This is a genomic window from Micromonospora sp. DT227 (assembly GCF_049841835.1).
Classification (GTDB): domain Bacteria; phylum Actinomycetota; class Actinomycetes; order Mycobacteriales; family Micromonosporaceae; genus Micromonospora.
On record NZ_JBNCLA010000004.1, the window covers coordinates 203,858 to 228,339 of the forward strand.

At 73.2% G+C, this 24,482-nt stretch carries 20 protein-coding genes; 10 read left to right on the plus strand and 10 right to left on the minus strand.

What is annotated here, in order from left to right; all coding sequences use genetic code 11:
* Together ACLQ2W_RS16145 and ACLQ2W_RS16150 are read right to left on the minus strand one after the other, a co-directional pair.
* On the minus strand, nucleotides 1-3,244 hold a 3,244-nt coding region (locus ACLQ2W_RS16145; RefSeq protein ID WP_425787125.1), incomplete at its 3' end, for an FG-GAP-like repeat-containing protein.
* 7 nt (nucleotides 3,245-3,251) lie between these two features.
* Nucleotides 3,252-3,494: an ABC transporter permease gene (locus ACLQ2W_RS16150; protein ID WP_425787126.1), complete on the minus strand. Its 243-nt coding sequence runs from the start codon at nucleotides 3,492-3,494 to the stop codon at nucleotides 3,252-3,254.
* Nucleotides 3,495-3,865: 371 nt separating this feature from the next.
* Between ACLQ2W_RS16150 and ACLQ2W_RS16155 the strand changes: the two genes are divergently transcribed.
* Together ACLQ2W_RS16155 and ACLQ2W_RS16160 are read left to right on the plus strand one after the other, a co-directional pair.
* Nucleotides 3,866-4,513 (plus strand): hypothetical protein, encoded by a 648-nt coding sequence (locus ACLQ2W_RS16155; protein WP_107160752.1) that lies wholly within the window; start codon nucleotides 3,866-3,868, stop codon nucleotides 4,511-4,513.
* 188 nt (nucleotides 4,514-4,701) lie between these two features.
* Entirely contained in the window at nucleotides 4,702-5,598 is an 897-nt protein-coding gene (locus tag ACLQ2W_RS16160) for an endonuclease domain-containing protein (RefSeq protein WP_425787127.1), read from the plus strand.
* Nucleotides 5,599-5,692: 94 nt separating this feature from the next.
* On the opposite strand, the gene ACLQ2W_RS16165 is transcribed toward ACLQ2W_RS16160, so the two are convergent.
* From ACLQ2W_RS16165 to ACLQ2W_RS16190, 6 genes are all read right to left on the minus strand, one after another.
* On the minus strand, nucleotides 5,693-6,637 hold the full coding sequence (locus tag ACLQ2W_RS16165; protein ID WP_281939437.1) for an ABC transporter substrate-binding protein: 945 nt from the start codon (nucleotides 6,635-6,637) through the stop codon (nucleotides 5,693-5,695).
* Nucleotides 6,638-6,674: 37 nt separating this feature from the next.
* Complete coding sequence (locus ACLQ2W_RS16170) at nucleotides 6,675-7,631, minus strand: ATP-binding cassette domain-containing protein (RefSeq protein ID WP_425787128.1); 957 nt, start codon at nucleotides 7,629-7,631, stop codon at nucleotides 6,675-6,677.
* A complete protein-coding gene (locus ACLQ2W_RS16175; protein WP_425787129.1) occupies nucleotides 7,628-8,842 on the minus strand; it encodes a FecCD family ABC transporter permease in 1,215 nt (404 codons plus the stop codon). The genes ACLQ2W_RS16170 and ACLQ2W_RS16175 overlap by 4 nt, the downstream gene beginning before the upstream one ends.
* Nucleotides 8,839-9,885 (minus strand): FecCD family ABC transporter permease, encoded by a 1,047-nt coding sequence (locus tag ACLQ2W_RS16180; protein ID WP_405093469.1) that lies wholly within the window; start codon nucleotides 9,883-9,885, stop codon nucleotides 8,839-8,841. Before ACLQ2W_RS16180 ends, ACLQ2W_RS16175 begins: the two co-directional genes overlap by 4 nt.
* Before the next feature lie 234 nt (nucleotides 9,886-10,119).
* Entirely contained in the window at nucleotides 10,120-10,575 is a 456-nt protein-coding gene (locus ACLQ2W_RS16185; protein WP_425787130.1) for a hypothetical protein, read from the minus strand.
* A gap of 9 nt (nucleotides 10,576-10,584) precedes the next feature.
* Nucleotides 10,585-11,058 (minus strand): cytidine deaminase family protein, encoded by a 474-nt coding sequence (locus ACLQ2W_RS16190; protein ID WP_425787131.1) that lies wholly within the window; start codon nucleotides 11,056-11,058, stop codon nucleotides 10,585-10,587.
* Nucleotides 11,059-11,186: 128 nt separating this feature from the next.
* On the opposite strand from ACLQ2W_RS16190, the gene hrpA reads away from it, so the two are divergent.
* A complete protein-coding gene (hrpA, locus tag ACLQ2W_RS16195; protein WP_425787132.1) occupies nucleotides 11,187-15,182 on the plus strand; it encodes an ATP-dependent RNA helicase HrpA in 3,996 nt (1,331 codons plus the stop codon).
* Between the two features lie 29 nt (nucleotides 15,183-15,211).
* Here hrpA and ACLQ2W_RS16200 read toward each other — a convergent pair whose 3' ends face one another.
* Nucleotides 15,212-15,703 (minus strand): FBP domain-containing protein, encoded by a 492-nt coding sequence (locus ACLQ2W_RS16200; protein WP_425787133.1) that lies wholly within the window; start codon nucleotides 15,701-15,703, stop codon nucleotides 15,212-15,214.
* A gap of 67 nt (nucleotides 15,704-15,770) precedes the next feature.
* On the opposite strand from ACLQ2W_RS16200, the gene ACLQ2W_RS16205 reads away from it, so the two are divergent.
* Nucleotides 15,771-16,349 carry a TetR/AcrR family transcriptional regulator gene (locus tag ACLQ2W_RS16205; protein WP_425787134.1) on the plus strand — a complete coding sequence of 193 codons (579 nt, stop codon included), beginning with the start codon at nucleotides 15,771-15,773 and terminating at the stop codon, nucleotides 16,347-16,349.
* Here ACLQ2W_RS16205 and ACLQ2W_RS16210 read toward each other — a convergent pair.
* Entirely contained in the window at nucleotides 16,346-17,284 is a 939-nt protein-coding gene (locus tag ACLQ2W_RS16210; protein WP_425787427.1) for a LysR family transcriptional regulator, read from the minus strand. The two genes, ACLQ2W_RS16205 and ACLQ2W_RS16210, sit on opposite strands and share 4 nt — an antisense overlap.
* Nucleotides 17,285-17,313: 29 nt before the next feature.
* On the opposite strand from ACLQ2W_RS16210, the gene ACLQ2W_RS16215 reads away from it, so the two are divergent.
* From ACLQ2W_RS16215 to ACLQ2W_RS16240, 6 genes are all read left to right on the plus strand, one after another.
* Nucleotides 17,314-18,045 (plus strand): succinate dehydrogenase cytochrome b subunit, encoded by a 732-nt coding sequence (locus ACLQ2W_RS16215; protein WP_405093463.1) that lies wholly within the window; start codon nucleotides 17,314-17,316, stop codon nucleotides 18,043-18,045.
* 1 nt (nucleotide 18,046) lies between these two features.
* Nucleotides 18,047-19,981, plus strand: a complete 1,935-nt coding sequence (locus ACLQ2W_RS16220; protein WP_405093462.1) for a fumarate reductase/succinate dehydrogenase flavoprotein subunit — start codon at nucleotides 18,047-18,049, stop codon at nucleotides 19,979-19,981.
* Complete coding sequence (locus tag ACLQ2W_RS16225) at nucleotides 19,978-20,739, plus strand: succinate dehydrogenase/fumarate reductase iron-sulfur subunit (RefSeq protein WP_281939416.1); 762 nt, start codon at nucleotides 19,978-19,980, stop codon at nucleotides 20,737-20,739. The genes ACLQ2W_RS16220 and ACLQ2W_RS16225 overlap by 4 nt, the downstream gene beginning before the upstream one ends.
* 315 nt (nucleotides 20,740-21,054) lie before the next feature.
* Nucleotides 21,055-22,239: a zinc-dependent alcohol dehydrogenase gene (locus ACLQ2W_RS16230; RefSeq protein ID WP_281939415.1), complete on the plus strand. Its 1,185-nt coding sequence runs from the start codon at nucleotides 21,055-21,057 to the stop codon at nucleotides 22,237-22,239.
* Entirely contained in the window at nucleotides 22,236-23,183 is a 948-nt protein-coding gene (locus ACLQ2W_RS16235) for an SDR family NAD(P)-dependent oxidoreductase (RefSeq protein WP_425787135.1), read from the plus strand. The genes ACLQ2W_RS16230 and ACLQ2W_RS16235 overlap by 4 nt, the downstream gene beginning before the upstream one ends.
* An 85-nt stretch (nucleotides 23,184-23,268) precedes the next feature.
* The gene (locus ACLQ2W_RS16240) at nucleotides 23,269-24,414 is read left to right on the plus strand and encodes an MBL fold metallo-hydrolase (RefSeq protein WP_425787136.1); all 1,146 of its coding nucleotides are present in this window, start codon (nucleotides 23,269-23,271) and stop codon (nucleotides 24,412-24,414) included.
* Nucleotides 24,415-24,482: the final 68 nt, after the last annotated feature.

Below are 24,482 nucleotides of genomic sequence, written 5' to 3' on the forward strand. Positions count from 1 at the left end.
CGAACCCCGCCACCGCCGGCACCGGGGAGAACGCGAAGCTGCCGTCACCGTTGCTCAGCGCGGTGTAGACACCCGCGTCGCCGAACGCCACGATGTCGGCCCGCCCGTCACCGGTCAGATCCGCGAGCACCCGTACGTGCCGGTCCACCCGCCACCCGGAGTCGTAGCCCAGGTCGGCCAGCACGAACCGGGGGTCGGCGAACGAGCCGCCGGACGTGCTCAACGCCGTCCACACGCCCGCGTCGCCGAACCCGACGATGTCGGTGTGGCCGTCCGCCGTCAGGTCCGCGAGCAGGCGGGGATGCCGGTCCACCCGCCAGCCGCCGGGCGTGTCCCAGTCCGTGCGCTTCCGCACGTCGCGGAGGTTCCGGACGCGCAGCAGCACGGCCAGGTTGTTGGGGAAGCTGGGCTGACCCGGGGAGGAGAAGTTGCCGAAGAAGCGGATGAAGACGTGGTCGTCGGGCTGCGGGGCGTCGCCGGGCAGGTCGAGCACGATCGGGCGGTAGCCGCGGATGACGAACCCGCTGACCGCGTTCCAGAGCGTCGAACCCGGGCGCAGCGGCGGACCCGGGATGATCTGCCGCCGCGCGGTGCCGGTAACGTCCGGAAGCTCACCGTCGGCGGCCCCGTACACGGCCAGGGTGTTCCCCGTGCCGCCGACCGCGACGCCGCCGTCGGTGTTCCACCGTGGCGTGAAGACCAGCATCTGCGACGGCCGCAGCGGGTCGGCGAACGAGCAGTCGTTGTCGCCGCCGCCGTAGTCCTGCGGTCGCCACGTCCGCCCGCCGTCGGGGGACGCGAAGCCGTCGTTGTCGCCGGTGTTCAGCGAGATGACCGGGCCCCGGCCGGGCAGCGCCAGGCCGGCGATGTTCACCACGGAGAGCGTGCTGATGCTGCCGGCGACGTCGACGTGCCGGCCGCCGTCGGTGCTGCGGAAGATGCCGCCGTCACTCGCCATCCAGACGGTGCCGGCGGTCGGCGCGTACGCACCGTCGGAGAAGGTGGCCGCGAAGTCGCCGGAGAGGAAGACGCCGTGCAGGTCGACGTGGGCGTGCTGCCCGTCGTCGAGTTCCTGCCAGTCGGCGGCGGAGGCCGGGTCGAGCGGCGCCGCGAACACCTTCGCGCGTTGCGGCCCGTAGAACAGCACCTCGCCGTGGCCGGGCCGGGTGGCGGCGACGAACACGTTGCCGCTGTACTGCTGGCCCAGCGTCGGCAGCGGCACCGGCGTCCACTGTGCCGCGCCGGTCTGCGCGAACCGGGCGTAGTCGCCGCGCCAGAGCTGGGGCGGCACCAGGTTGGCGTTGCCGGTGGCGAACACCTCAAGCGGTGAGCGCGGGGACACCACCATGACGCGCTCGTTGGGGGCGTTCGCCAGGCCCGTCGCGCCGCCGATGGTCGCGGGGACCGGGCCGGCGTCGCGGACCCAGGTCGTGCCGGCGTCGACGGAGACGAAGACCTGCCCGTTGGCCAGCGCGTACACCGTCGGGGGTTGGAGGCCGCCGACGGGCGTCTCGGCGACCGCCACGTGGTTCACCGGTTGGCGGCGGCCGCCGGGCTGGCGCAGCACGTCGGTGAACGTGGCGCCGCCGTCGGTGCTGACCGCCAGCGAGCTGCCGCCGGCGGCGTACACCAGGTTGGCGGTGCCGGGCGCCCAGACGAGCTGGCCGGCCCCGGGCAGCCGCGCCTCGCCGGCGGCCCGGGGGAACGTGTGCACGCGGGCCCAGGTCGCCCCCCGGTCGCTGGACCGCCAGACGCCGGCGTCCTGTGTCTCCCGGTCGCTCTGCGTCAGGGCGAGCACGGTCGCCTCCGCGCCGAAGGTGGGCAGCACGAAGCGCGGCGGATCGAACCCGGTCCCGTTGGCGAGGCTGACGTAGACACCGGCGTCGCCGAACCCGACCACGTCGGCGCGGCCGTCGCCGGTCACGTCGACCAGGAACCGGGGATGCTTCTCCACCCGCCAGCCCTGGTCGTGGCCGAAGTCGGCGACCGCCAGTCGGCGTGGCGCGAAGGTGCCGTCGCCGTTGTTGCGGGCGAGGTGGACGCCGGCGTTGCCGAAGCCGACCAGGTCGGCGTGCCCGGCGCTGGTCACGTCCGCGACCAGGCGGGGATGCCGCTCGACCCGCCAGCCGCCGGCGGCGTAGCCGAAGTCGGCAAGCGTGGGCGTGGGGATGAACGCGAAGCTGCCGTCGCCGTTGCTGCGGGCGGTGTAGACCCCGGCGTCGCCGAAGGCGACGATGTCGGCCCGCCCGTCACCGGTCAGGTCCGCCAGGAACCGGGGGTGCTTCTCCACCCGCCAGCCGGCCTGATAGCCGAGGTCGGCGAGGACGAACCGCGGCGGCGCGAACGTGCCGTCGCCGTGGTTCAACGCCACCCACACGCCGTCGTCGCCGAACCCGACGATGTCCGCCTTCCCGTCCCCGGTCACGTCCACCGCGAAGCGGGGATGCCGGTCGACGCGCCAACCACCGGCCTGCGCCCCGAAGGCCGCCACCGCCGGCACCGGCGTGAACGCGAACGAGCCGTCCCCCTGGCTGAGCGCCACGTACACCCCGGCATCGCCGAACGCCACGATGTCGGCCGTCCCGTCCCCGGTCAGGTCCGCCAGCACCCGGACGTGCTTCTCCACCCGCCAACCGGAGTGGTAGCCCAGGTCGGCCAGCACGAACCGCGGCGGCGCGAACGTGCCGTCGCCGTGGTTCAACGCCACCCACACCCCGTCGTCGCCGAACCCCACGATGTCGGCCCGACCGTCACCTGTCACGTCCGCCAGGAACCGGGGGTGCCGGTCCACCCGCCAGCCCCCGGCCTGCGTGCCGAAGTCCGCCGACAACAGCCGGGGCGCGGCGAACGTGCCGTCGGATCCGCTCGTCGCCGTCCACACGCCGGTGTCGCCGAAGCCGACGATGCCCGCGCCGGAGGCCGCGGAGATGACCCCTGGCAGGCGGGGGGTGCGCTCCACCGACCAGCGCGCCGCGTCCGGCGCGACGGCGATCGAGGTGACGCAGTAGCCGCCGATCGCGCCCGGCACGCCGAACTGGTCGGCGGCCGGCTCCGGTCGGGCGATCTGCGCCCACGACTCGCCGCCGTCCTCGGATCGCCAGAGGCCGCTGGAGAAGGACCCGGCGAAGACCAGCCGGCCGTCGTCGGAGCTGTCGAGCGAGAGCATCCGCCCGGTGGTGAACTGCCCCGACTTGCGGTGCGGCATGGTGGCGCGGGTGGGGCTGACGTCGTCGATCGTGGTCATGACGGCCTCACCGGGCCGGAGCCGTCCGACGCCACTCCAGCCGGGCCGAGACGGCGCACCCGACGGAGAGCACGAACAGGCCGGCGACCAGCAGCCACTCGACGGTGCCGTCGTGGTTGTCGGGCTCGATGCCGAACGCCTCCAGCCAGTCCCGCCAGAACAGCGTCAGCAGGAAGAGCGCGCCGAAGAGCGACGCCGAGACGACCTCGGCCCAGAACCGGGCCCGGAACCTGCGGTGCGGAGTCTTCATGGGGTGCTCCTCGACGTCGTCCGGCCAGGTCAACCGGGGGTGACGGCGCTCAGCGTAGGCCCGTGCCGGGCCCGGTGCCGTCGCCTGAGCGACAGCGCCGCGGAACGCGGTCGTCGGGTCGGGGTCGTCGGGTTCGTCCCCGTCCGCTTCGGCCCGTCCGTGCCCGGTGATCCTCGACCGGCTCAGCGCATCGGCGCGAGGAGCCGACCGGCCGCCAGGGCCACCTCGGCGCCGGTCCAGCGACGGGGCGTGCCGCCACCGCGGGCGTTCTGCGCCATCCGCGTACGCGGGCACCTCCAGACCCTGGGCGATGTCACACCCGTCGATTAGAATGTATGTACTAAACGAGCTTTTGACCTGGGAGGATGCTCGTGACTGCGCCCACCTCAGCCGCCCCTCTCACCCCCTACGCCACCCTTCTCGGCTTCACCCGCTACGTCGACCGGACCGGCCCCACCAAGGCGACGTTCGTCGGCGGCCTGCGCCGGCAGCGGGCGAGCCGGCACGGCTTCAACCCGCACGGGCAGTTCGTCAAGGCGCTCAAGGCCGACGTCGCGTTCCACACCGGCGGCACCCACCTGGCCCAGGTCGCCGACGTGGTCAAGCCACGCTGGCGCCCGCTCTACGAGGCGCTCGTGCCGGGCGCGACGCGCTGGCTGCACTCGCTCGGCGAGCCGACCGGCGTCGACCTGGCCCAGACCCGGGATGCGCTGGCGATGCTGGGCGACCTCCCCGTGAAGATCAACCCGCAGTTCGGCGTGCGTTTCGCCGACGGCCGGGCCGAGGCGATCCGGCTGCACTTCGACGAGGCGCCGCCGAGCGAGGAGGCGACGCTTGCCACGCTGCACCTGATGGCCCGGCACATGGACGCGGTGCTGCCGCACGCCGAGCCGGTGCTGGTCGACGTGCGGCGAGGCGAGGCGCACCGCATGCCGGCCGACGCCAAGCCCGAGCGGATCGAGCAGTGGCTGGCCGGCGAGGCCGCCGCGTTCCGCGCCATCTGGTCCACCGCCGCCTGACCCTCCCCCCTCCCCTCCCCTCCCCCCTCCCCCGCCCCGCGCCCTCCCCCGCCCCGCCAGCGCGCTGATTCACGGAAAGAGTGGCTATTCGACGTCGAATAGCCACTCTTTCCGTGAAAGCGCAAGGCGGCGGGGAGGGTTGTCCACAGGGGGTTTTGGAAGGGGTGGGAAGGCGGGAGGGTTGGGGGGTGGCTCGTCCTCCTCGTCGGCCGGCCGAACTCGTCGGCAAGATGTTCTTCGCGCGGGAAGCGGTTCATCTCGGACTGCTCACCAGGAACGACCTACGCAGCAGCGCCTGGCGGCAGTTGTTCCACAACGTCTACGCCGATGCGCGACTGGAGATCTCGCACGTCATGCGCGCCCGGGCGGCCGCGTCGTGGCTGTTCCCTCCGGGCTGCGCCATCGCCGGCCGTTCGGCTGTCGCTCTGCTCGGCGGACCCCAGCCCCGTCCCGACGAACCCGTCGAGGTGCTGGTGGAGCCGTCGGCCCGCTTCGGACCGGTGGCCGGCCTGCGCATCCACGTGGCGAACTGGCGGGAGGGTGAGGTGTTCCGGGTCGACCGGGCGCCGGTCACCACACCGGTCCGCACCTGCTGGGACCTCGCCTGCTGGCTGGACGTCGTGGAGGCGGTGGCGCACATCGACGCGCTGCTCCGTCGGGGCGTCACCGATCACGCCGAGCTGGCGGCGTACCAGCGACGACGCGGTGCGGAACGCGGCGTCCGCCGGTTCGCCGAGGCGTTGCCGCTCGTCGACGGCGGCGCGGAGTCGTTACCCGAGTCCCGGCTGCGAGTTCGACTGATCCGTGCCGGCCTCCCCCGACCGGTGACCCAGCACGTCATCTCGCGGCAGGGACGGTTCGTGGCGAGGGTCGATCTGGCGTGGCCCGACCGCAAGGTGGCCGTCGAGTACGACGGGCTCTGGCACCACGACGCCGAACAGTTCCACCGGGACCGCCGTCGCCTGAATCAGATCCTGGGCGACGACTGGCTCGTCCTGCACGTCACCGCGAAACGCATGGCCGAGGACTTCGACGGCGTGCTCACCGAAATCCGTACCGCCCTGGCCACCCGCCGCCCCCGGTGACCGCACCGCCGCTGCGCTTTCCCGGAAAGAGTGGCTGTCCGGCGTCGAACAGCCACTCTTTCCGTGAATCAGCGCCCCCGAAAGGGGGTGGGGGTCAGGCGGGGAGGTGCTTTTCGAGGTCGTCGAGGATCTTGTTGGCGGCGGTGACGCCGATGCCGGTCATCCACGTCTCGTCGGAGACCACGTGCGCCTTGCCCGCCTTGACCGCGGACAGGCCCTGCCAGAGGCTCCCGGCGGTGACCTTCGCCTGCTCGGCGGCGGCCTTCTCGCCGTACGCGGTCACGAACACCACGTCGCCGTCGACCTCGTTCACCCGCTCGGCGCTGACCAGGTCGAACCGCTTGTCCTCCTTGCCGTCCAGGCGCTGCCGCTCGGGGCGGCCCAGGCCGGTGTCACCGACCACGATGCCGGAGAACGAGTCCGGCCCGTACACCCGGATGTTGCCCGGGATGAAGCGCACGATGGAGACCTTCCGCGCGCCCGGGTCGCCGAGCTTCGCGCCGACGTCCTTCGCCCGCTTCTCGTACGTGGCCAGCAGGTCCTTGGCCTCCTGCTCCTTGCCGAGCGCCCGGCCGTCGAGGAGGAAGTTCTCCTTCCAGGTCACGCCCACCTTCTCGGTGAACACGGTGGGCGCGATGGCGGACAGCTCGTCGTAGAACTTCTCCTGGCGGAACTTGCTGCCCAGGATCAGGTCCGGCTTGAGCGCGTTGATCGCCTCCAGGTCCGGCTCGGTGAGCACGCCGACCTCGGTGATGCCGGTGAGCTTCTCCGCGCCGAAGTAGGTGGGCCAGCTCTTCGCCTCGCCCGCGGTGGCCGCGCCGACCGGCGTGACGCCCAGCGACAGCGCAGTGTCGATCTTGTCGGTGTCGAGCACCACCACGCGCTTCGGCGCGGCCGGCACCTTGGTGGCGCCCATCGCGTGGGTGATCTCCCGGGTCTCCCCGGTGCCGGCGTCGGCGACGGGGTCGCTCTCCCCGCAGGCGGTGAGGCCGACGCCGAGGGCGAGAGCGGTGGTGAGTACGGCGGCGAGGCGACGCATCAGGTTCCTTTCCGTGGTGCGGGTGCGGTCGGCACGCTCAGGCGTCGCCGACGGGGGCGCCGGCCGGGGCCGACGTGCCGGCCGGAGCGGCCGAGGTCTGGGTGCGGGCGGCGGGAACGTCCGGGGTCCGGGCAGGGGCGGCCGACGTGCCGGCCGGAGCGGCCGGGGGCCGGGTGCCGGCGGCCGGGGTCTGGGTGCGGGCGGCCGGGGTCTGGGTACGGGCGGGCACCACCAGCGGGGCGCCGGTGACCGGGCAGGGCACGACCACGCAGTCGAGCCCGAACACGTCGCGGACCAGGTCGGCGGTGAGGATCTCGCGCGGCGGGCCGACCGCGACCACCGCGCCGTCGCGCATGGCGACCAGGTGGTCGGCGTACCGGGCGGCCTGGTTGAGGTCGTGCAGCACGGCCACCACGGTCCGGCCCCGTTCGGCGCGCAGCCGGTGCAGCAGGTCCAGCACCTCCACCTGGTGGGCCAGGTCCAGGAACGTGGTGGGCTCGTCCAGCAGCAGCGCGTCGGTGTCCTGGGCGAGCGTCATGGCGATCCACACCCGTTGGCGCTGCCCGCCGGAGAGCGTGTCCACCGGGCGGTCGGCGAGCGCGGTCACGTCGGCCAGCCGCATCGCCTCGTCGACGGCCCGCCCGTCCTCGGTCGACCACTGCCGCCACCAACGCTGGTAGGGCTGCCGGCCGCGCCCGACCAGGTCGGCCACGGTGATCCCCTCGGGCACCAGCGGGCTCTGCGGCAGCACGCCGAGCCGCCGCGCCACGTCCCGGGTGGGCAGGTCGCGGATCTGCGTACCGTCGAGCAGCACCGCGCCGCTTCGCGGGGTGAGCAGCCGGGCCATGGTGCGCAGCAGCGTCGACTTGCCGCAGGCGTTCGGGCCGACGATCACGGTGAACGCGTCGGCCGGCAGGTCGAGTTCCAGCCCGTCCAGCACGGTCCGGCCCTCGTAGCCGACGACCAGGTCGCGGGTGGACAGCAGCGCGGTCACGACCGCCTCCCTCGGGTACGCAGCAGCACGAAGATGAGGTACGGGCCGCCGATGGCCGCGGTCAGCACACCGGCCGGCAACTGGGTGGGCGCGAACAGGCGCCGGCCGGCCAGGTCGGCGAGTACCAGCAACAGCGCGCCCAGCAGCGCGGCGCAGAGCATCGGCGGGCGTTCCGCGCGGACCAGCCGGCGGGCCACCTGCGGCGCGACGAGCGCCACGAAGTCCACGGCGCCGACCTGGGCGGTGACCGCGGCGGCGGCCAGCACGCCGGTGCCGGCCAGGCCGATCCGCCGGGCCACCGGGCGCAGCCCGATCCCCCGCGCGGTGTCGTCGTCCAGGGCGGAGCCGCGCAGCGCCCAGCCGGCCCAGAGCAGCACCGGCAGCAGCACGGCGAGCGTGCCGGCGATCCAGGCCGCCTCGGTCCATCCCTTGCCGGCCAGCGTGCCGATCAGCCAGAGCTGGGCGCGCAGGCCGTCGATCGGGTCGGCGGTGAGCATCACCACCTCGATGAGCGCCCGGAACGCGAACGCCACCGCCACGCCGGCCAGCACGAACCGCTGGGCGGCCAGGGCGTGCCGCGCGCCGAGCGCGAACACCAGCACCGCCGCGGCCAGGCCGCCGAGCAGCGCCGCCGGGGCCACCAGGACGGCCGCCGCCCCGCTGGTCAGCGCCACCGTGGCGGCCAGCCCGGCGCCCTGCGTGACGCCGATGACGTCGGGGCTGGCCAGCGGGTTGCGGGCGACGCTCTGGATCAGCGTGCCGGCCACCCCGAAGGCCGCCCCGGCCAGCGCCGCGAGCACCGCGCGGGGCAGTCGCAGGTCACGCACCACGAGGTCGTACGGCGTGCCCGCCCCGGACAGCGACCGCAGCACGTCACCCGGTGCCACGTACGGCGTCCCGAGCGAGAGGCTGACCACCATCGCCCCGAGAAGCAGCCCCAGAAGCACCGCCGCCACGACCACCGCCCGCCACCGGAACGGCACCGCCACCGGCCCCACGCGCAGCAGCGCCTTTCCGGCCAGCGCCCCACCCCGCCCTCGGCGATCTTGCGGTTGCGGCCCGTCCGGCGCGGCACTTGTCCGCTTTGCCGGGGCAGCAACTGCAAGATCGCGGGCGGGAGGAGGGGGAAGGGTGGGGGTGGGGGTGGGGGTGGGGGTGGGGGTGGGGGTGGGGGTGGGGGTGGGGGTGGGGGTGGGGGTGGGGGTGGTCATGAGGTGACGACCTTGGCGCGGCGGACCAGGATGGCCAGCAAGGGGGCGCCCAGGAGGGCGGTGATGATGCCGGCGGGGATCTCGCCGGGCGGGGCGACCAGTCGGCCGGCCACGTCGGCGGCCAGCACCAGCGCGGGGCCGAGCAGCGCGGCGACCAGCAGCGTCCAGCGGTGGTCGGCGCCGACCAGGGCCCGGGCCAGGTGCGGCACGGCCAGCCCGACGAACGCGATCGGGCCGGCGGCGGCCACCGCGGCGCCGGTGAGCAGCACCCCGCCGCCGCCGGCGGCCAGCCGGACCAGGGCCACCCGGTGCCCCAGCCCGCGGGCGACGTCGTCGCCGAGGGCGAGCGCGTCCAGGCCCCGGGCGGCCAGCGCGGCCAGCAGCACGCCGGCCAGCACGAACGGGAGCACCTGCCCGGCGACGCCCACGTCCCGGCCGGTGAGCCCGCCGACCACCCAGAAGCGGTACTCCTCGAACGTGCGGGCGTCGATGCTGAGCAGCGCGTACACGATGGCGCCGAGACCGGCGTCGAGCGCGGCGCCGACCAGCGCGAGCGTGACCGGGCTGGCGCCGTCGCGGGTGCGGTTGGCGATGGCGAACACCAGCAGCCCGGCGAGCAGCGCGCCGGCGATGCCGAACCAGACGTAGCCGGCCAGCGTGCCGACCCCGAACACGGCGATGGCCAGCACCACGCCGAAGGACGCGCCGGCGCTGACGCCGAGGATGCGCGGCTCGGCGAGCGGGTTGCGGGTGACGGCCTGGAACAGCACCCCGGCCAGCGCGAGCGCGAGCCCGACGACCAGCCCGAGTGCGGTACGCGGCACCCGCAGCTCGCGGACCACGGTGGTGGCGTCGCCGTCGTCCGGCGCCACCAGCGCGTGCCACACCTGGTCGACCGGCAGGTGGCGGCTGCCGAGCGCCAGGCTGGCCAGCAGCGCGGCGACGAGCAGGAGCGCCGCTGCGAACGTGACCGCGACGCGGCGGGACGCGCCGGGGCGGGCGGGGGCGTCGGCCCGGGCGGGCCGGACGGCGACGGTGGTCACGGGGGGTGTTCGCCTTCCGATTAGGTACGCCTTACCTTAACTGACCAGGTAAGGCACGCCTAACTCGGCGTTGTCGATGGGCTTGCGCCTCCACCGGGGGGAGGCGGCAGGGTGGGCGACATGGACGGTGGAGAGCGCTACTCGATCGGCGACCGGCCGAGAGCCTGGCGCCGGTGCTGGACTGGACGATCCGGGCACTACGCGCCCGAGCGGGCGACGGCTGACGCGGCGGGCCTACTCCGCGCCCATCACCAGTCCTTCGATGGTGTGCTTCTGGCGGATCGGGACGAGCGTGTCCACCACCGGGCAGCGCAGGTGGTCACGGACCAGGTCGGGCAGCGCGTCCCGGTAGGGGCGGGTGACGGCCAGGTCGTGGTAAGCCGCGTTGCCCGCGCCCGGGGCGTCGACACCGAGCACCAGCACCGGGCGGGCCCGGTCGCTGACGTTCGGCGTGCCCCGGTGGAGGGTGAGCGCGGAGCGCGCCGAGAGGTCGCCGCGCTTCGGGTACTTGCGCACCGCGCGGGCCTCGTAGCGCGGGTACCGGTCCTTCGACGGGAACATCTCGTGGTCGAACGCGCGGCCGTCGTCCCACTGGGTGCCCGGGGCGATCTCGAACGGGCCCACCTCCTCGACCGTGTCGACGGTGGTGAGGTTGAACGCCAGCGAGGTGAGCCGGCGGCGCAGCCGCAAGCGCGGAACTCAGTCCTCCGCGGACTGGCGACTCACCGGCACCACCGGCTGCGGCCACACCCCGGTACGCGGAGCGGCCGGCACCTCGACCTGGTGGTCCGACCAGACGTACGTCTCGGGCAGCAGCTCGGCCACCGGCACCGCGCGCAGCCCGTCCAGCGGCCCGACGATCACCCGGATCGACGGGAAGTAGTCGAGCAGCACCTGCCGGCAACGCCCGCACGGCGGAATGACGCCCCGTCCCCGGTCCCCCACCGCGACGATCGTCTCCAACTCGCCGGCCCCCTGGGTGGCCGCCGCGCCGAGCGCCACCACCTCGGCGCACGGGCCACCGGTGAAGTGGTAGACGTTCACGCCGCTGAACACCCGCCCGTCGGCGCTGCGCACGGCCGCCGCGACGGTGTGGTTCTCGCTGCGGCAACGGAGCTTCGCGACGGCGGTGGCGGCCTGCACGAGCGCCCGGTCGGTGTCCCGCATGATCATCCCCGCCCCCTCGTCGACCTCGTCGGCGGCAACCCTATCCGGGCCGGGGCGTCGCGCCCGGACGGCACGCCCACGCGCGGGTAACCCGGGAGCGGTCCGCCGCGCGGCTGCCTATCCTTGGCGACGACATGCAGAATCCAGCCGTACCCGCCGCTCCCGAGACCACCCGCGACCTGCACCGCCGCCTCGGCCCCCTGATGTTCCGCGACCAGCGCCGGCTCCAGCGGCGGCTCGACGGCGCGCGGAAGCTGCGGGACCCGCAGCGGCGGGAGGCGGCGCTGGCCGAGATCGGGGCCGAGGTGGCCCGCGCCGAGACGCGCCTGGCGGCCCGGCGGGCCGCGGTGCCGACCGTCACCTACCCGGCGCAGCTTCCGGTCAGCGAGCGCAAGGACGACATCGCCGCCGCCATCCGGGACCACCAGGTGGTGATCGTGGCCGGCGAGACCGGGTCCGGCAAGACCACCCAGCTCCCGAAGATCTGTCTGGAGCTGGGACGCGGTGTCACCGGCCTGATCGGGCACACCCAGCCGCGGCGGCTGGCCGCCCGGACGGTCGCCGACCGGATCGCCGAGGAACTCGGCACCGAGCTGGGCGGCGTGGTCGGCTACAAGGTCCGCTTCTCCGACCAGGTGGGCGAGAACAGCCTGGTCAAGCTCATGACCGACGGCATCCTGCTGGCCGAGTTGCAGACCGACCGGATGCTCCGGCAGTACGACACGTTGATCATCGACGAGGCGCACGAGCGCAGCCTCAACATCGACTTCATCCTGGGCTACCTGCGCCAGCTCCTTCCCCGCCGGCCCGACCTCAAGGTGGTCATCACCTCGGCGACCATCGAGACCGACCGGTTCGCCAGGCACTTCGCCGACGCCGACGGCAACCCGGCGCCGGTGGTGGAGGTCTCCGGTCGCACCTACCCGGTGGAGGTGCGGTACCGGCCGCTGGTCGAGGTCACCGAGGCCGACGGCGAGGACGAGGCCGACGAGGAGAACGTCCGGGACCAGATCCAGGCCATCGGCGACGCGGTCGAGGAACTGGCCGCCGAGGGGCCGGGCGACATCCTGGTCTTCCTCAGCGGCGAGCGGGAGATCCGGGACACCGCCGACGCGCTCGGCAAACTGGTGCAGTCCCGACGCTCGTTGCTCGGCACCGAGATCCTGCCGCTGTTCGCCCGGCTCTCCACCGCCGAGCAGCACCGGGTCTTCGCCGCGCACAGCAACCGCCGGGTGGTGCTGGCCACCAACGTCGCGGAGACCTCGCTGACCGTCCCCGGCATCAAGTACGTGGTGGACCCGGGCACCGCCCGGATCTCCCGCTACTCCAGCCGGCTCAAGGTGCAGCGGCTGCCGATCGAGCCGGTCTCCCAGGCCAGCGCCAACCAGCGCAAGGGGCGCTGCGGGCGCACCTCCGACGGCATCTGCGTCCGCCTCTACGACGAGTCGGACTTCGACTCCCGCCCGGAGTTCACCGACCCGGAGATCCTGCGCACCAACCTCGCCTCGGTCATCCTCCAGATGACCGCGATCGGGCTCGGCGACGTCGCCGCGTTCCCGTTCATCGACCCGCCGGACCGGCGCAACGTGACCGACGGCGTCAACCTGCTGCACGAGCTGGGCGCGCTCGACCCGACCGAGGCCGACCCGGCGAAGCGGCTGACCGCGCTGGGCCGGCGGCTGGCCCAGCTCCCGGTCGACCCGCGGCTGGCCCGGATGGTGATCGAGGGCGAACGCAACGGCTGCGCCACCGAGGTGGTGGTGATCGCCGCCGCGCTCTCCATCCAGGACCCGCGCGAACGCCCGGCCGACAGGCAGGCCCAGGCCGACCAGGCGCACGCCCGGTTCGCCGACAAGGAGTCGGACTTCGTCGCGTACCTCAACCTGTGGCGGCACCTGCGGGAGAAGCAGCGGGAGCTGTCCTCCAGCGCGTTCCGCCGGATGTGCAAGGCGGAATACCTCAACTACCTGCGGGTGCGCGAGTGGCAGGACATCGTCAGCCAGGTGCGCCAGGTGCTGCGTACCTCGGAGAAGGGTGAGGGTCGGCGCGGCGCCGGCGCGGACCTGCCGGAGGAGATCGACACCCCGAAGGTGCACCAGTCGCTGCTGCCCGGCCTGCTGTCCCACCTCGGGCTCAAGGACGCGCAGAAGCACGAGTACCTCGGCGCGCGCGGGGCGAAGTTCGTGATCTTCCCCGGCTCGGCGCTGTTCCGGAAGCCGCCGCGGTGGGTGATGGCCGCCGAGCTGGTCGAGACGTCCCGGCTGTTCGGCCGGGTCGCCGGGCGGGTCGAGCCGGAGTGGGTCGAACCGCTGGCCCAGCACCTGGTGAAGCGCAGCTACAGCGAGCCGCACTGGGAGAAGAAGCAGGCCGCGGTGGTGGCCTACGAGAAGGTCACGCTCTACGGCATCCCGCTGGTCACCTCCCGCAAGGTCACCTTCGGCCGGATCGACCCGGCGCTGAGCCGGGAGCTGTTCATCCGGCACGCGCTGGTGGAGGGCGACTGGCAGACCCACCACCAGTTCTGGCGGGACAACCAGAAGCTCCTGACCGAGGTCGAGGAGCTGGAGAACCGGGCCCGACGACGCGACATCCTGGTCGACGACGAGACCATCTTCGCCTTCTACGACCAGCGGATCCCCGCCGAGGTGGTCTCCGGCCGGCACTTCGACACCTGGTGGAAGAAGACCCGCCGGGAGCAGCCGGACCTGCTCACGTTCACCCGCGAGCTGCTGGTCAACGCCGGCCGCGGCGGCGTCGACGAGGAGGACTACCCGGACGAGTGGCGGGCCGACGGCGTCACGCTGCCGCTGACGTACACGTTCGACCCGACCGCGCCCACCGACGGCGTCACCGTGGACATCCCGCTGCCGCTGCTCAACCAGGTGCCGGCGGAGAGCTTCGACTGGCAGGTGCCGGGGTTACGCGAGGAACTGGTCATCGCGTTGATCCGCTCGCTGCCCAAGCCGGTCCGGCGCAACTTCGTGCCGGTGCCCGACTACGCGCGGGCGGCGCTGGCCGCCATCACGCCCGGCGAGGAGCCGCTGCTCGCCGCGCTGACCCGGCAACTGCGCCGGATGACCGGGGTGACCGTGCCGCCGGACGCGTGGGACGTGGGCAAGCTGCCGTCGCACCTGCGGGTCACGTTCCGGGTGCTCGGCGACGACGACAAGCCGGTCGCCGAGGGCAAGGACCTGCCGGCGCTGCAACGCCGGCTCCGCCAGGAGGTACGCCAGGTCGTCGCCGCCGCCGCGCCGGACGTGGCCCGCAGCGGGCTCACCGAGTGGTCGATCGGCAGCCTGCCCCGCACCATCGAGCAGGTGCGCGCCGGTTTCGCGGTGACCGCGTACCCGGCGCTTGTGGACGAGGGCACGACCGTCGGGGTGAAGGTGTTCGACTCCGCCGGCGAGCAGGAGGCCGCGCACTGGGCCGGCACCCGTCGACTGCTGCGGCTGACGCTGCCGTCGCCGGCGCGGTTCCTCCAGGGTCGGCTGAGCAACGAGGCGAAGCTGGCGCTGTCCCGCAACCCGCACGGCGGGGTGCCGGCGCTGATCGAGGACGCCACCGGCGCCGCCATCGACAAGCTGATGGCGGACGCGGGCGGCCCGGCCTGGGACGCCGACGGCTTCGCCGCGCTGCGTGAGCGGGTCCGCGCCGACCTGGTCGACACCGTGGTCGAGGTGATGGCCCGGGCCCGGCAGGTGCTGGCCGCCTCGTACGCGGTGGAGCAGCGGCTCGGCGCCACCCGCAACCTGGCCGTGGTGGCCGCGCTCGCCGACATCCGCGTCCAGCTCACCGGCCTGGTGCACGCCGGCTTCCTCACCGAGGCCGGCTACGCCCGCCTGCCCGACCTGCTGCGCTACCTGACCGCGATCGAACGCCGGCTGGACCGGTTGCCCGGCAACCCGCAGCGCGACAAGCAGCAGCAGGACCGCATCGCGGTGGTGCGGAAGGAGTACCAGGACATGCTGGCCGCGTTGCCGCCGGCCCGGCGCGGCTCGACGGCGGCCCGCCAGATCCGCTGGATGATCGAGGAGTTGCGGGTGAACGTGTTCGCCCAGGCGCTCGGCACCCCGTACCCGGTCTCCGAGCAGCGCATCTACCGCGCCATGGACGACGCCGAAGCCCGCTGACCCGCCCGTCCGGCCGGGAGGGGCGGGGGTCAGGTGGTGACGCGGGTGATGAAGGCGGTGAGGTGCGACACGGTGCGGTCGATCTTCTCCGCCAGGGTCAGTGACTCGGGCAGGCGGGCGCCGGGGCCGGCGTCCTTGCGACCGCGCAGGTAGAGCGAGCAGGCGAGGTCGTCGCAGAGGTAGATGCCCACCGAGTTGCCCTGCTGCCCGGCCTTGCCCGCCTTACGCGCGACCATCAGGCTGACGCCGCCGACCGGGTTGGTCAGGCACACCGAGCACATGTTGCGGCGCTGCTGGCGAGGGCCGGGGCTGGGGCGGCGCAGCGCGAGGCCGGTCGGTCGGCCGTCCACGGTGGCGACCAGGTAGGCCCGGTCGGGCGCCTGGGGATCGCGCCAGCCGAGGTAGTCGAGGTCGGCCCAGGGGCGGGCGTCGAGGTCGCGGGGCACGTGCATGCGCTTCGCCTCACCCTTGGTGCAGTTCACGAACGCGGCCCGGATCTCGGGTTCGGTCAGCGGGGTCATACACCCGAGGGTAATTTTCCTAAGGGTATTAGGCAAAGGCATAATGGGCCGTGGTGAGGGGAGGCACATGGGCCGCGTGGGACTCAGTCAGGAGCGTCTGATCCGGGCCGGGGCGGAGCTGGCCGACGAGGTGGGCTTCGACCAGGTGACCGTGTCGGCGCTGGCCAGACGGTTCGGCGTCACGGTCGCCAGCCTCTACTCGCACGTCCGCAACTCCCAGGACCTGCGGACCGGGATCGCGCTGCTCGCGCTCGGCGAACTCGCCGACCGGGCCGCCGACGCGCTCGCCGGGCGGGCCGGCAAGGACGCGTTGACCGCCTTCGCGAACGCCTACCGCGACTACGCCCACGAGCACCCGGGCCGCTGGGCGGCGGCCCAGTTGCGGCTCGACCCGGCGACCGCCGCCGGCAGCGCCGGCGTCCGGCACGCCCAGATGATGCGGGCGATCCTGCGCGGCTACCACCTGCCCGAGCCGGACCAGACGCACGCCGTCCGCCTGCTCGGCAGCGTCTTCCAAGGCTTCGTCGGGCTGGAGATGGGGGGCGGCTTCGACCACAGCCCGCCGGCTCCGCCGGAGAGCTGGGCGCGGGTCCTGGACGCCGTCGACGCCCTGCTGCGCACCTGGCCCACGGCTGCCGCCAGCTAGGCCAGCGGCTCCACCCCGGCCGGGAGCCGGTCGGTGGCGGTCGCGTCGTGCACGTACTCCAGGAGGATGCGGCGCAGCTCGCGGCCGGCGTGGGTGGGCACCACGTCCCGGCGGCGGGCCACCGCGATGGTGCGGCGTACGCCGGGCGGCGCGAGCCGGGTGACCCGGATGCCGGGCCGGCGGGCCACCACGATGCCGGGCACCAGCGCGACGCCGAGCCCGGCCTCGACGAAGCTGAGCACGGCGTCCATCTCCCCGCCGTCCACCGACAGGGCCGGTTCGAAGCCGGCCGCCCGGCACGCCTGGAGCGTGGCGTCGCGCAGGTCGTAGCCCTCGCGGAACATGACGAGCGGCTGGTCCCGCAGGTCGGTGATGCGCAGCTCGCCGCCGGCCGAGACGCCCGGCAACGGGTCGACCGAGGCGACCACCAGGCTCTCCCGCAGGATCGGGTCGACGCGCAACCCCGGATCGGCGCCGCCGGACGGCATGATGATCAGCGCGAGGTCGAGGTCGCCGCGGAGCATGTCGCGGACGAGATCCTGCGAGCCGCCCTCCTCGACGCGCAGGTCGACGGTGGGGTGGGCGTCGCGGAACCGGCGGAGCACCGGCGGCGCCAGCGAGGTGGCCAGGCTGGGCGTGGCCCCGAGCCGGACCCGCCCCCGGCGCAGCCCGACCAGCTCCTGCACCTCACGGGTCGCGGTGTCCACGTCGGCGAGGATCCGCTTGGCCAGCGGCAGCAGCACCTCGCCGGCCGTGGTGAGCGAGATGTTGCCCCTTACCCGCTCGAAGAGGGGCGCCCCGAGGTCGGCCTCCAGGGCGTGAATTTGCTTACTCAACGAGGGCTGCGTTATGCCGACGACATCGGCCGCCTGGGTGAAATGTCGTACTTCTGCGACCGCAACGAAGTACCGGAGCTGATGGAGCTGCATCTCTATAGCTTACGGCTATCAAGACTGTGATTTCGATGCATTGGACGCCTGATCGAAGTGCTCCTAGCGTCGGTCGTGTGGTAATCACGAAAACTCGGTCGCCCATCCGTTCCAACGTCGGCCTGAAGGCCGTCATGGCGGTGACGGGCATCCTCCTGGTGCTGTTCCTGATCGTGCACATGCTCGGGAACCTGAAGATCTTCACAGGCGAGACGTCGTTCGACCACTACGCGCACTGGCTGCGGGACCTCGGCACGCCGCTGCTGCCCACCACCTGGTACCTGTGGATCCAGCGCACGATCCTCACCGTGGCGGTGCTGGCCCACATCGGCGCGGCCACCGTGCTCGCGATGCGCGCCCGGGCCGCCCGCCCGGTGGCGTACGCGCACCGGCGGAAGATCCACGTGAACTACGCGGCCCGCACCATGCGCTGGGGTGGTGTGATCATCCTGCTCTTCGTGATCTACCACATCCTGGACCTGACCACCGGTCACCTGAACCCGCAGGGCGACCCGGCCAACCCGTACGGCAACGTGGTCGCCGACTTCGCCCCGGAGCGCTGGTACGTCACCCTCTTCTACACGCTCGCCATCGTGACCCTCGGCTTCCACCTGCGGCACGGCGCGTTCAGCGCGTTCCGCAGCCTCGGCCAGCAGACGCCGCGGGTCGAGCGCCGGGCCCGCGCCGCCGCGCTCGTGTTCGCCGTCGTGCTCTGCGCCGGCTACCTGGTGGTCCCGTTCGCCGTACTCACCGGATTGGTGGCCTGACATGGATCTGTACACCGAGGGCGACCCGATCGCCGACACCCGGGCCCCGGACGGCCCGGTCGAGACCCGGTGGGACCGGCACCGCTTCGAGATGAAGCTGGTGAACCCGGCCAACCGCCGGAAGCTGACCGTGATCGTGGTCGGCACCGGCCTGGCCGGCGGCTCCGCCGCGGCGACGCTGGCCGAGCAGGGCTACCACGTCAAGTCCTACTGCTACCAGGACAGCCCGCGCCGGGCCCACTCGATCGCCGCCCAGGGCGGCATCAACGCCGCCAAGAACTACCGCAACGACGGCGACTCGGTGCACCGCCTCTTCTACGACACCGTCAAGGGCGGCGACTTCCGCTCCCGGGAGTCGAACGTGCACCGGCTGGCCGAGGTCTCGGTCAACATCATCGACCAGTGCGTCGCCCAGGGCGTCCCGTTCGCCCGCGAGTACGGCGGCCTGCTCGACACCCGCTCGTTCGGCGGCGCCCAGGTGCAGCGCACCTTCTACGCCCGGGGCCAGACCGGCCAGCAGCTCCTGCTCGGCGCGTACCAGGCCCTCGAACGGCAGATCGGCCTGGGCAACGTGGAGATGAACGCCCGCCACGAGATGCTCGAACTGGTGGTCGTCGACGGCCGGGCGCGCGGCATCGTGGTCCGCGACATGGTCACCGGCGAGATCAGCACCGAGATGGCCGACGCGGTGGTGCTGGCCTCCGGCGGCTACGGCAACGTCTTCTACCTCTCCACCAACGCCAAGGGCTGCAACGTCACCGCCTCCTGGCGGGCGCACCGCAAGGGCGCGTACTTCGCCAACCCCTGCTACACCCAGATCCACCCGACCTGCATCCCGGTCTCCGGCGACCACCAGTCGAAGCTGACCCTGATGAGCGAGTCGCTGCGCAACGACGGCCGGGTGTGGGTGCCGAAGGCCAAGGGCGACGACCGCGGCCCGCGGGACATCCCCGAGGACGAGCGGGACTACTACCTGGAGCGGATCTACCCGTCCTTCGGCAACCTGGTCCCCCGCGACATCGCCTCCCGCGCCGCGAAGAACGTGTGCGACGAGGGACGCGGCGTCGGCCCCACCGGCCTCGGCGTCTACCTCGACTTCGCCGACGCCATCGACCGGCTCGGCCGCAAGGCCATCGAGGCCAAGTACGGCAACCTCTTCGAGATGTACGAGCGGATCACCGGCGAGGACCCGTACGAGGTGCCGATGCGGATCTACCCCGCCGTGCACTACACGATGGGCGGCCTCTGGGTCGACTACGACCTCCAGTCGACCATCCCCGGCCTGTTCGTGATCGGCGAGGCGAACTTCTCCGACCACGGCGCGAACCGGCTCGGCGCCTCGGCGCTGATGCAGGGCCTGGCCGACGGCTACTTCGTGCTGCCGAGCACCCTCGCGAACTACCTGGCCGCCAACCCGATGGAGAAGGTCGACGCCAGCCACCCGGAGGCGGTCGCGGCGCGTACCGACGTCGAGGACCGGATCACGCGGCTGCTCGCGGTCAACGGCGACCGCACGGTGGACTCGTTCCACCGCGAGCTGGGCCAGATCATGTGGGAGCACTGCGGCATGGAGCGCTCCGACGCCGGGCTGCGCAAGGCGATCGCCGAGATCCGGGCGCTGCGCGAGCAGTTCTGGCAGCGGGTCCGCGTCCCGGGCGACGGTGAGGGCCTCAACCAGTCGCTGGAGAAGGCCGGCCGGGTGGCCGACTTCTTCGAGCTGGCCGAGCTGATGTGCATCGACGCCCTGCACCGCGAGGAGTCCTGCGGCGGCCACTTCCGGGCCGAGTACCAGACGCCGGACGGCGAGGCGCAGCGCGACGACGACCGGTTCGCGTACGTGGCCGCCTGGGAGTACACCGGCACCGGCGAGCCCGTGCTGCACAAGGAAGACCTGACCTTCGAATACGTCCACCCCTCGCAGCGGAGCTACAAGTGAACCTGACCCTGCGCATCTGGCGCCAGACCGGCCCCGAGGACAAGGGTCGGATGGTGACCTACCCGGTGCCGGACGTGTCCCCGGACATGTCCTTCCTGGAGATGCTCGACGTGCTCAACGAGCGGCTGATCCTCGACGGCGAGGAGCCGGTCGCGTTCGACCACGACTGCCGTGAGGGCATCTGCGGCATGTGCAGCCTCATGATCAACGGTGAGGCGCACGGCCCGCAGCGCGGCACCACCGCCTGCCAGCTGCACATGCGGCAGTTCTCCGACGGCGACACGATCGACATCGAGCCCTGGCGGGCCCGGGCCTTCCCGGTCATCAAGGACCTGGTGGTGGACCGGAACGCGTTCGACAAGATCATCGCCGCCGGTGGCTACGTCACCGCGCCGACCGGCAGCGCCCCGGAGGCGCACTCCACCCCGGTGGCGAAGGACAACGCGGACGCCGCGTTCTCCTCGGCCGCCTGCATCGGCTGCGGCGCCTGCGTCGCGGCCTGCCCGAACGGCTCCGGCATGCTGTTCACCGCCGCCAAGGTCACCCAGCTCTCGCTGCTGCCCCAGGGGCAGCCCGAGCGCTACACCCGGGTGATCGGCATGGTGGACGCACACGACGAGGCCGGCTTCGGCGGCTGCACCAACATCGGCGAGTGCGCCTCGGCCTGCCCGAAGGGCATCCCGCTGAACACCATCGGCCGCCTCAACCGGGACTACCTCAAGGCGACCACGAAGCGGGCCGGCACCCCCGGCTCCTGACCCTTCGCCACCGCACCACCCGACCGCCGCACCCCGCAGCCAGGGGCGCGGCGGTCGGCCCGTTTCCGGGGCACGCAGCCCCCCGGCCCCGGAGATCTTGGTACGGAATGGCCCCCGGAGGGGCACTTTCCTACCAAGATCTGCGCGCTTCCCACGCCCGCGCGGGGCACCCGTCGGGCTGGCCCGCACCAGCACGCCGGGCCCGAGCGGGACGGCCGCGAGGCAGGGCGGTGGACAGCGACGGGACGCCGCCGGTTCAAGCCACTCCGCGCGGGTAGCAGTCCCATGGACGGCACCGAGGAGGGACATTCAGGCATGAAGGCACTGACCTGGCAAGGCAAGCGTGACGTCCGGGTCGAGGACGTCCCGGACCCCCGGATCGAGGAGCCGACCGACGCGATCGTCCGGATCACCTCGACCGCCATCTGCGGTTCCGACCTGCACCTGTACGAGGTGCTCGGGCCGTACCTGAAGCCCGGCGACATCCTCGGCCACGAGCCGATGGGCATCGTCGAGGAGGTCGGCTCCGGGGTGACCCGGCTGAAGAAGGGCGACCGGGTGGTCGTCCCGTTCAACATCTCCTGCGGGCACTGCTGGATGTGTGAGCGGCAGCTCTACGCCCAGTGCGAGACCACCCAGGTGACGGCCGAGGGCAAGGGCGCGTCGCTGTTCGGCTACACCTCGCTCTACGGCTCGGTCCCGGGCGGCCAGGCCGAGTACCTGCGCGTCCCGCAGGCCCAGTTCGGCCCGATCAAGATCCCCGACACCGGGCCGGACGAGCGTTGGCTCTACCTCTCCGACATCCTGCCCACCGCCTGGCAGGCGGTGAAGTACGCGGACACCCCGCCCGGCGGCACGCTCGCCGTGTTCGGCCTCGGCCCGGTCGGGCAGTTCTCCGCCCGGATCGGCCGGCACCTCGGCGCCGGCCGGGTGATCGGCCTGGACCTGGTGCCGGAGCGGCTGGAGATGGCCCGCCGGCACGGCATCGAGGTGCTCGACGTCAGCCAGCTCGACGACGTGCCGGGCGCGCTCATCGACCTGGTCGACGGGCGCGGCCCGGACGCGGTGATCGACGCGGTCGGCATGGAGGCGCACGGCGCGCCGGTCGGCAAGATCGCGCAGGCCGCCGCCGGCCTGCTCCCGGACAAGCTGGCCCGGCCGATGATCGACGCGGCCGGGGTGGACCGGCTGGTGGTGCTGCACGCCGCGCTCAAGGCGGTCCGGCGCGGCGGCACCGTCTCGATCTCCGGGGTGTACGGCGGCGAGCAGGACCCGATGCCGCTGATGGAGATGTTCGACCGGGGCATCCAGTTGCGGATGGGCCAGTGTCACGTGCGCCGCTGGGTGGACGAGATCATTCCGCTGCTGGCGGGCGACGACGACCCGCTGGGCGTCGAGGACCTGCGGACCCACCGGCTGCCGCTGGCGCAGGCGCCGCAGGCGTACGAGATGTTCCAGAAGAAGGAGGACGGCTGCGTCAAGGTCGTGCTCGCGCCGTGACCCGGACGGTGGTCGTCACCGGCGCGACCAGCGGGATCGGCCGGGCGGCGGCCCGGGAGTTCGCGGGCCGCGGGGACCGGTTGGTCCTCGCGGCCCGCGCGCCCGAAACCCTGGAGCAGGTACGCCGGGAGTGCGCCGACGCCGGCGCGGCGGACGTGCGCGTCGTGCCCACCGACGTCACCGAACCGGGGGCGCTCGACGCGCTGACGGCGACCGCGGTCGCCGGGTTCGGCCGGATCGACGTCTGGGTGCACACCGCCGCCGTGATGGCGTACGGACGCTTCGAGGAGATCCCGGCGGAGGTCTTCGAGCAGGTGGTCCGCACCGACCTGCTGGGCTCCGCCGGGGTGGCGCGGGTGGCGCTGCGGCACTTCAAGGAGGCCGGTGCGGGCACGCTGATCCTCACCGGTTCCGTGCTCGGTCACATCACCGCGCCCTACATGAGCGGGTACGTCACCAGCAAGTGGGGCCTGCACGGGCTGGCCCGGGCGTTGCAGCAGGAGTCCCGGGACCTGCCCGGCGTCAACGTCTGCCTGGTCACCCCCGGCAGCGTGGACACCCCGGTCTACCAGCAGGCGGCGAACTACGTGGGACGGATCGGGCGGCCACCGCTGCCGATCACCACCCCGGAGCGGGTGGCCCGGGCCATCGCGCACTGCGCCGACAAGCCCCGCCGGGAGATCTCGGTGGGCCGGGTCAACCTGGTCATGCGGGTCGGTTTCACCGCGCTGCCGGCCGTCTACGACGTGCTGGTCGGCCCGCTGATGCGGCTCGGCGGGCTCACCGGCCGGCCGGTGCCGCCGACCGAGGGCGTGGTGTTCACGCCCAACCCGGCCGGCGAGGCGGTCCGGGGCGGCTGGCTGCCCGACCTGTCGCGGGTGGTCCGGACCGTGGGCGGGGCGACCGCGACGGTCGGGTCGGCGGTACGGCGGCGGTTGAGCTGAGTCAGCGTCTCCCCAGACCCGTCGTTCCACGGATGGGGACGGTGGTGGCTACCGTGTACTGCGGGACACGGCGGAGGGGACGAGCATGCGGGCACCGACGGAACGCGAACCGGGCACGGCAGGCGGCGGGCGGGGGTGGCGGCTCGCCGGGCTGGCCGCCGTGGCCGGGCTGGCCTGGGCGGCGCGTGACGTGCCGGCCCAGCTCGGCGGCCGGCTCACCGGCGCCCGGGCGGAACGCGCCGCCCGGTCACCGCGGTTCCGCGACGGCACGTTCCACAACCCGACCGGCACGAACGCCACCATGGTCGCCGACCCGGGCCGCAACCTGGTCCGGGAGCTGATCTTCGGTAAGCAGAAGCGGCGGCCGGGCAGCGCCGTGCCGCTGCTGCGCCCGACCGACGCCGCGCCCGCCGACCCGGCCGACGAGCTGAACGTGATCTGGTACGGCCACGCCTCCACGCTGGTGGAGATCGAGGGCCACCGGGTGCTGCTCGACCCGGTGTGGAGCGACAGGTGCTCACCGTCGGCGCTGGTCGGCCCGCGACGCATCCACGAGCCGCCGGTCCGCCTCGACGAGCTGCCCCGGCTCGACGCCGTCCTGATCTCGCACGACCACTACGACCACCTGGACATGGCGACGGTCCGGGGGCTGCTGACCCACCAGTCCGCGCCGTTCCTGGTGCCGCTCGGCGTCGGCGCCCACCTGGAACGCTGGGGCGTGCCGGCGGACCGCATCGTCGAGCTGGACTGGTCGGAGCGCCACCGGGTCGGCGGCCTGACGCTCACCGCCACCGCCGCGCAGCACTTCTCCGGGCGCGGGCTGCGCCGCGACGGCACGCTCTGGAGTTCCTGGGTGGTGGCCGGCGCGCGGCGGAAGCTGTTCTACACCGGCGACTCCGGCTACTTCGACGGCTACGCCGCGATCGGCGCCGAGCACGGCCCGTTCGACGTCACGCTCATGCAGATCGGCGCGTACGACCGGGCGTGGCCGAACATCCACATGTTCCCGGAGGAGGCGGTCGCCGCCCACCTCGACGTCCGGGGCGAACTGCTGGTGCCGGTGCACTGGGGCACGTTCAACCTGGCCCTGCACGACTGGTCGGAGCCGGTGGACCGGCTCTGGGCCGAGGCGAAGGCGCGGGGCGTCCGGCTGGCGGTGCCGCGCCCCGGCGAGCGGGTCGTGGTGGACGAGCCGCCGGCGGTGGACGGCTGGTGGCAGGCGATCGCCTGACTTGGCGGAAAAAGACAGACAAGGCACTCTTCGGCCTATTTTTGCGTACTCTGTTCGCTGACGAGTCA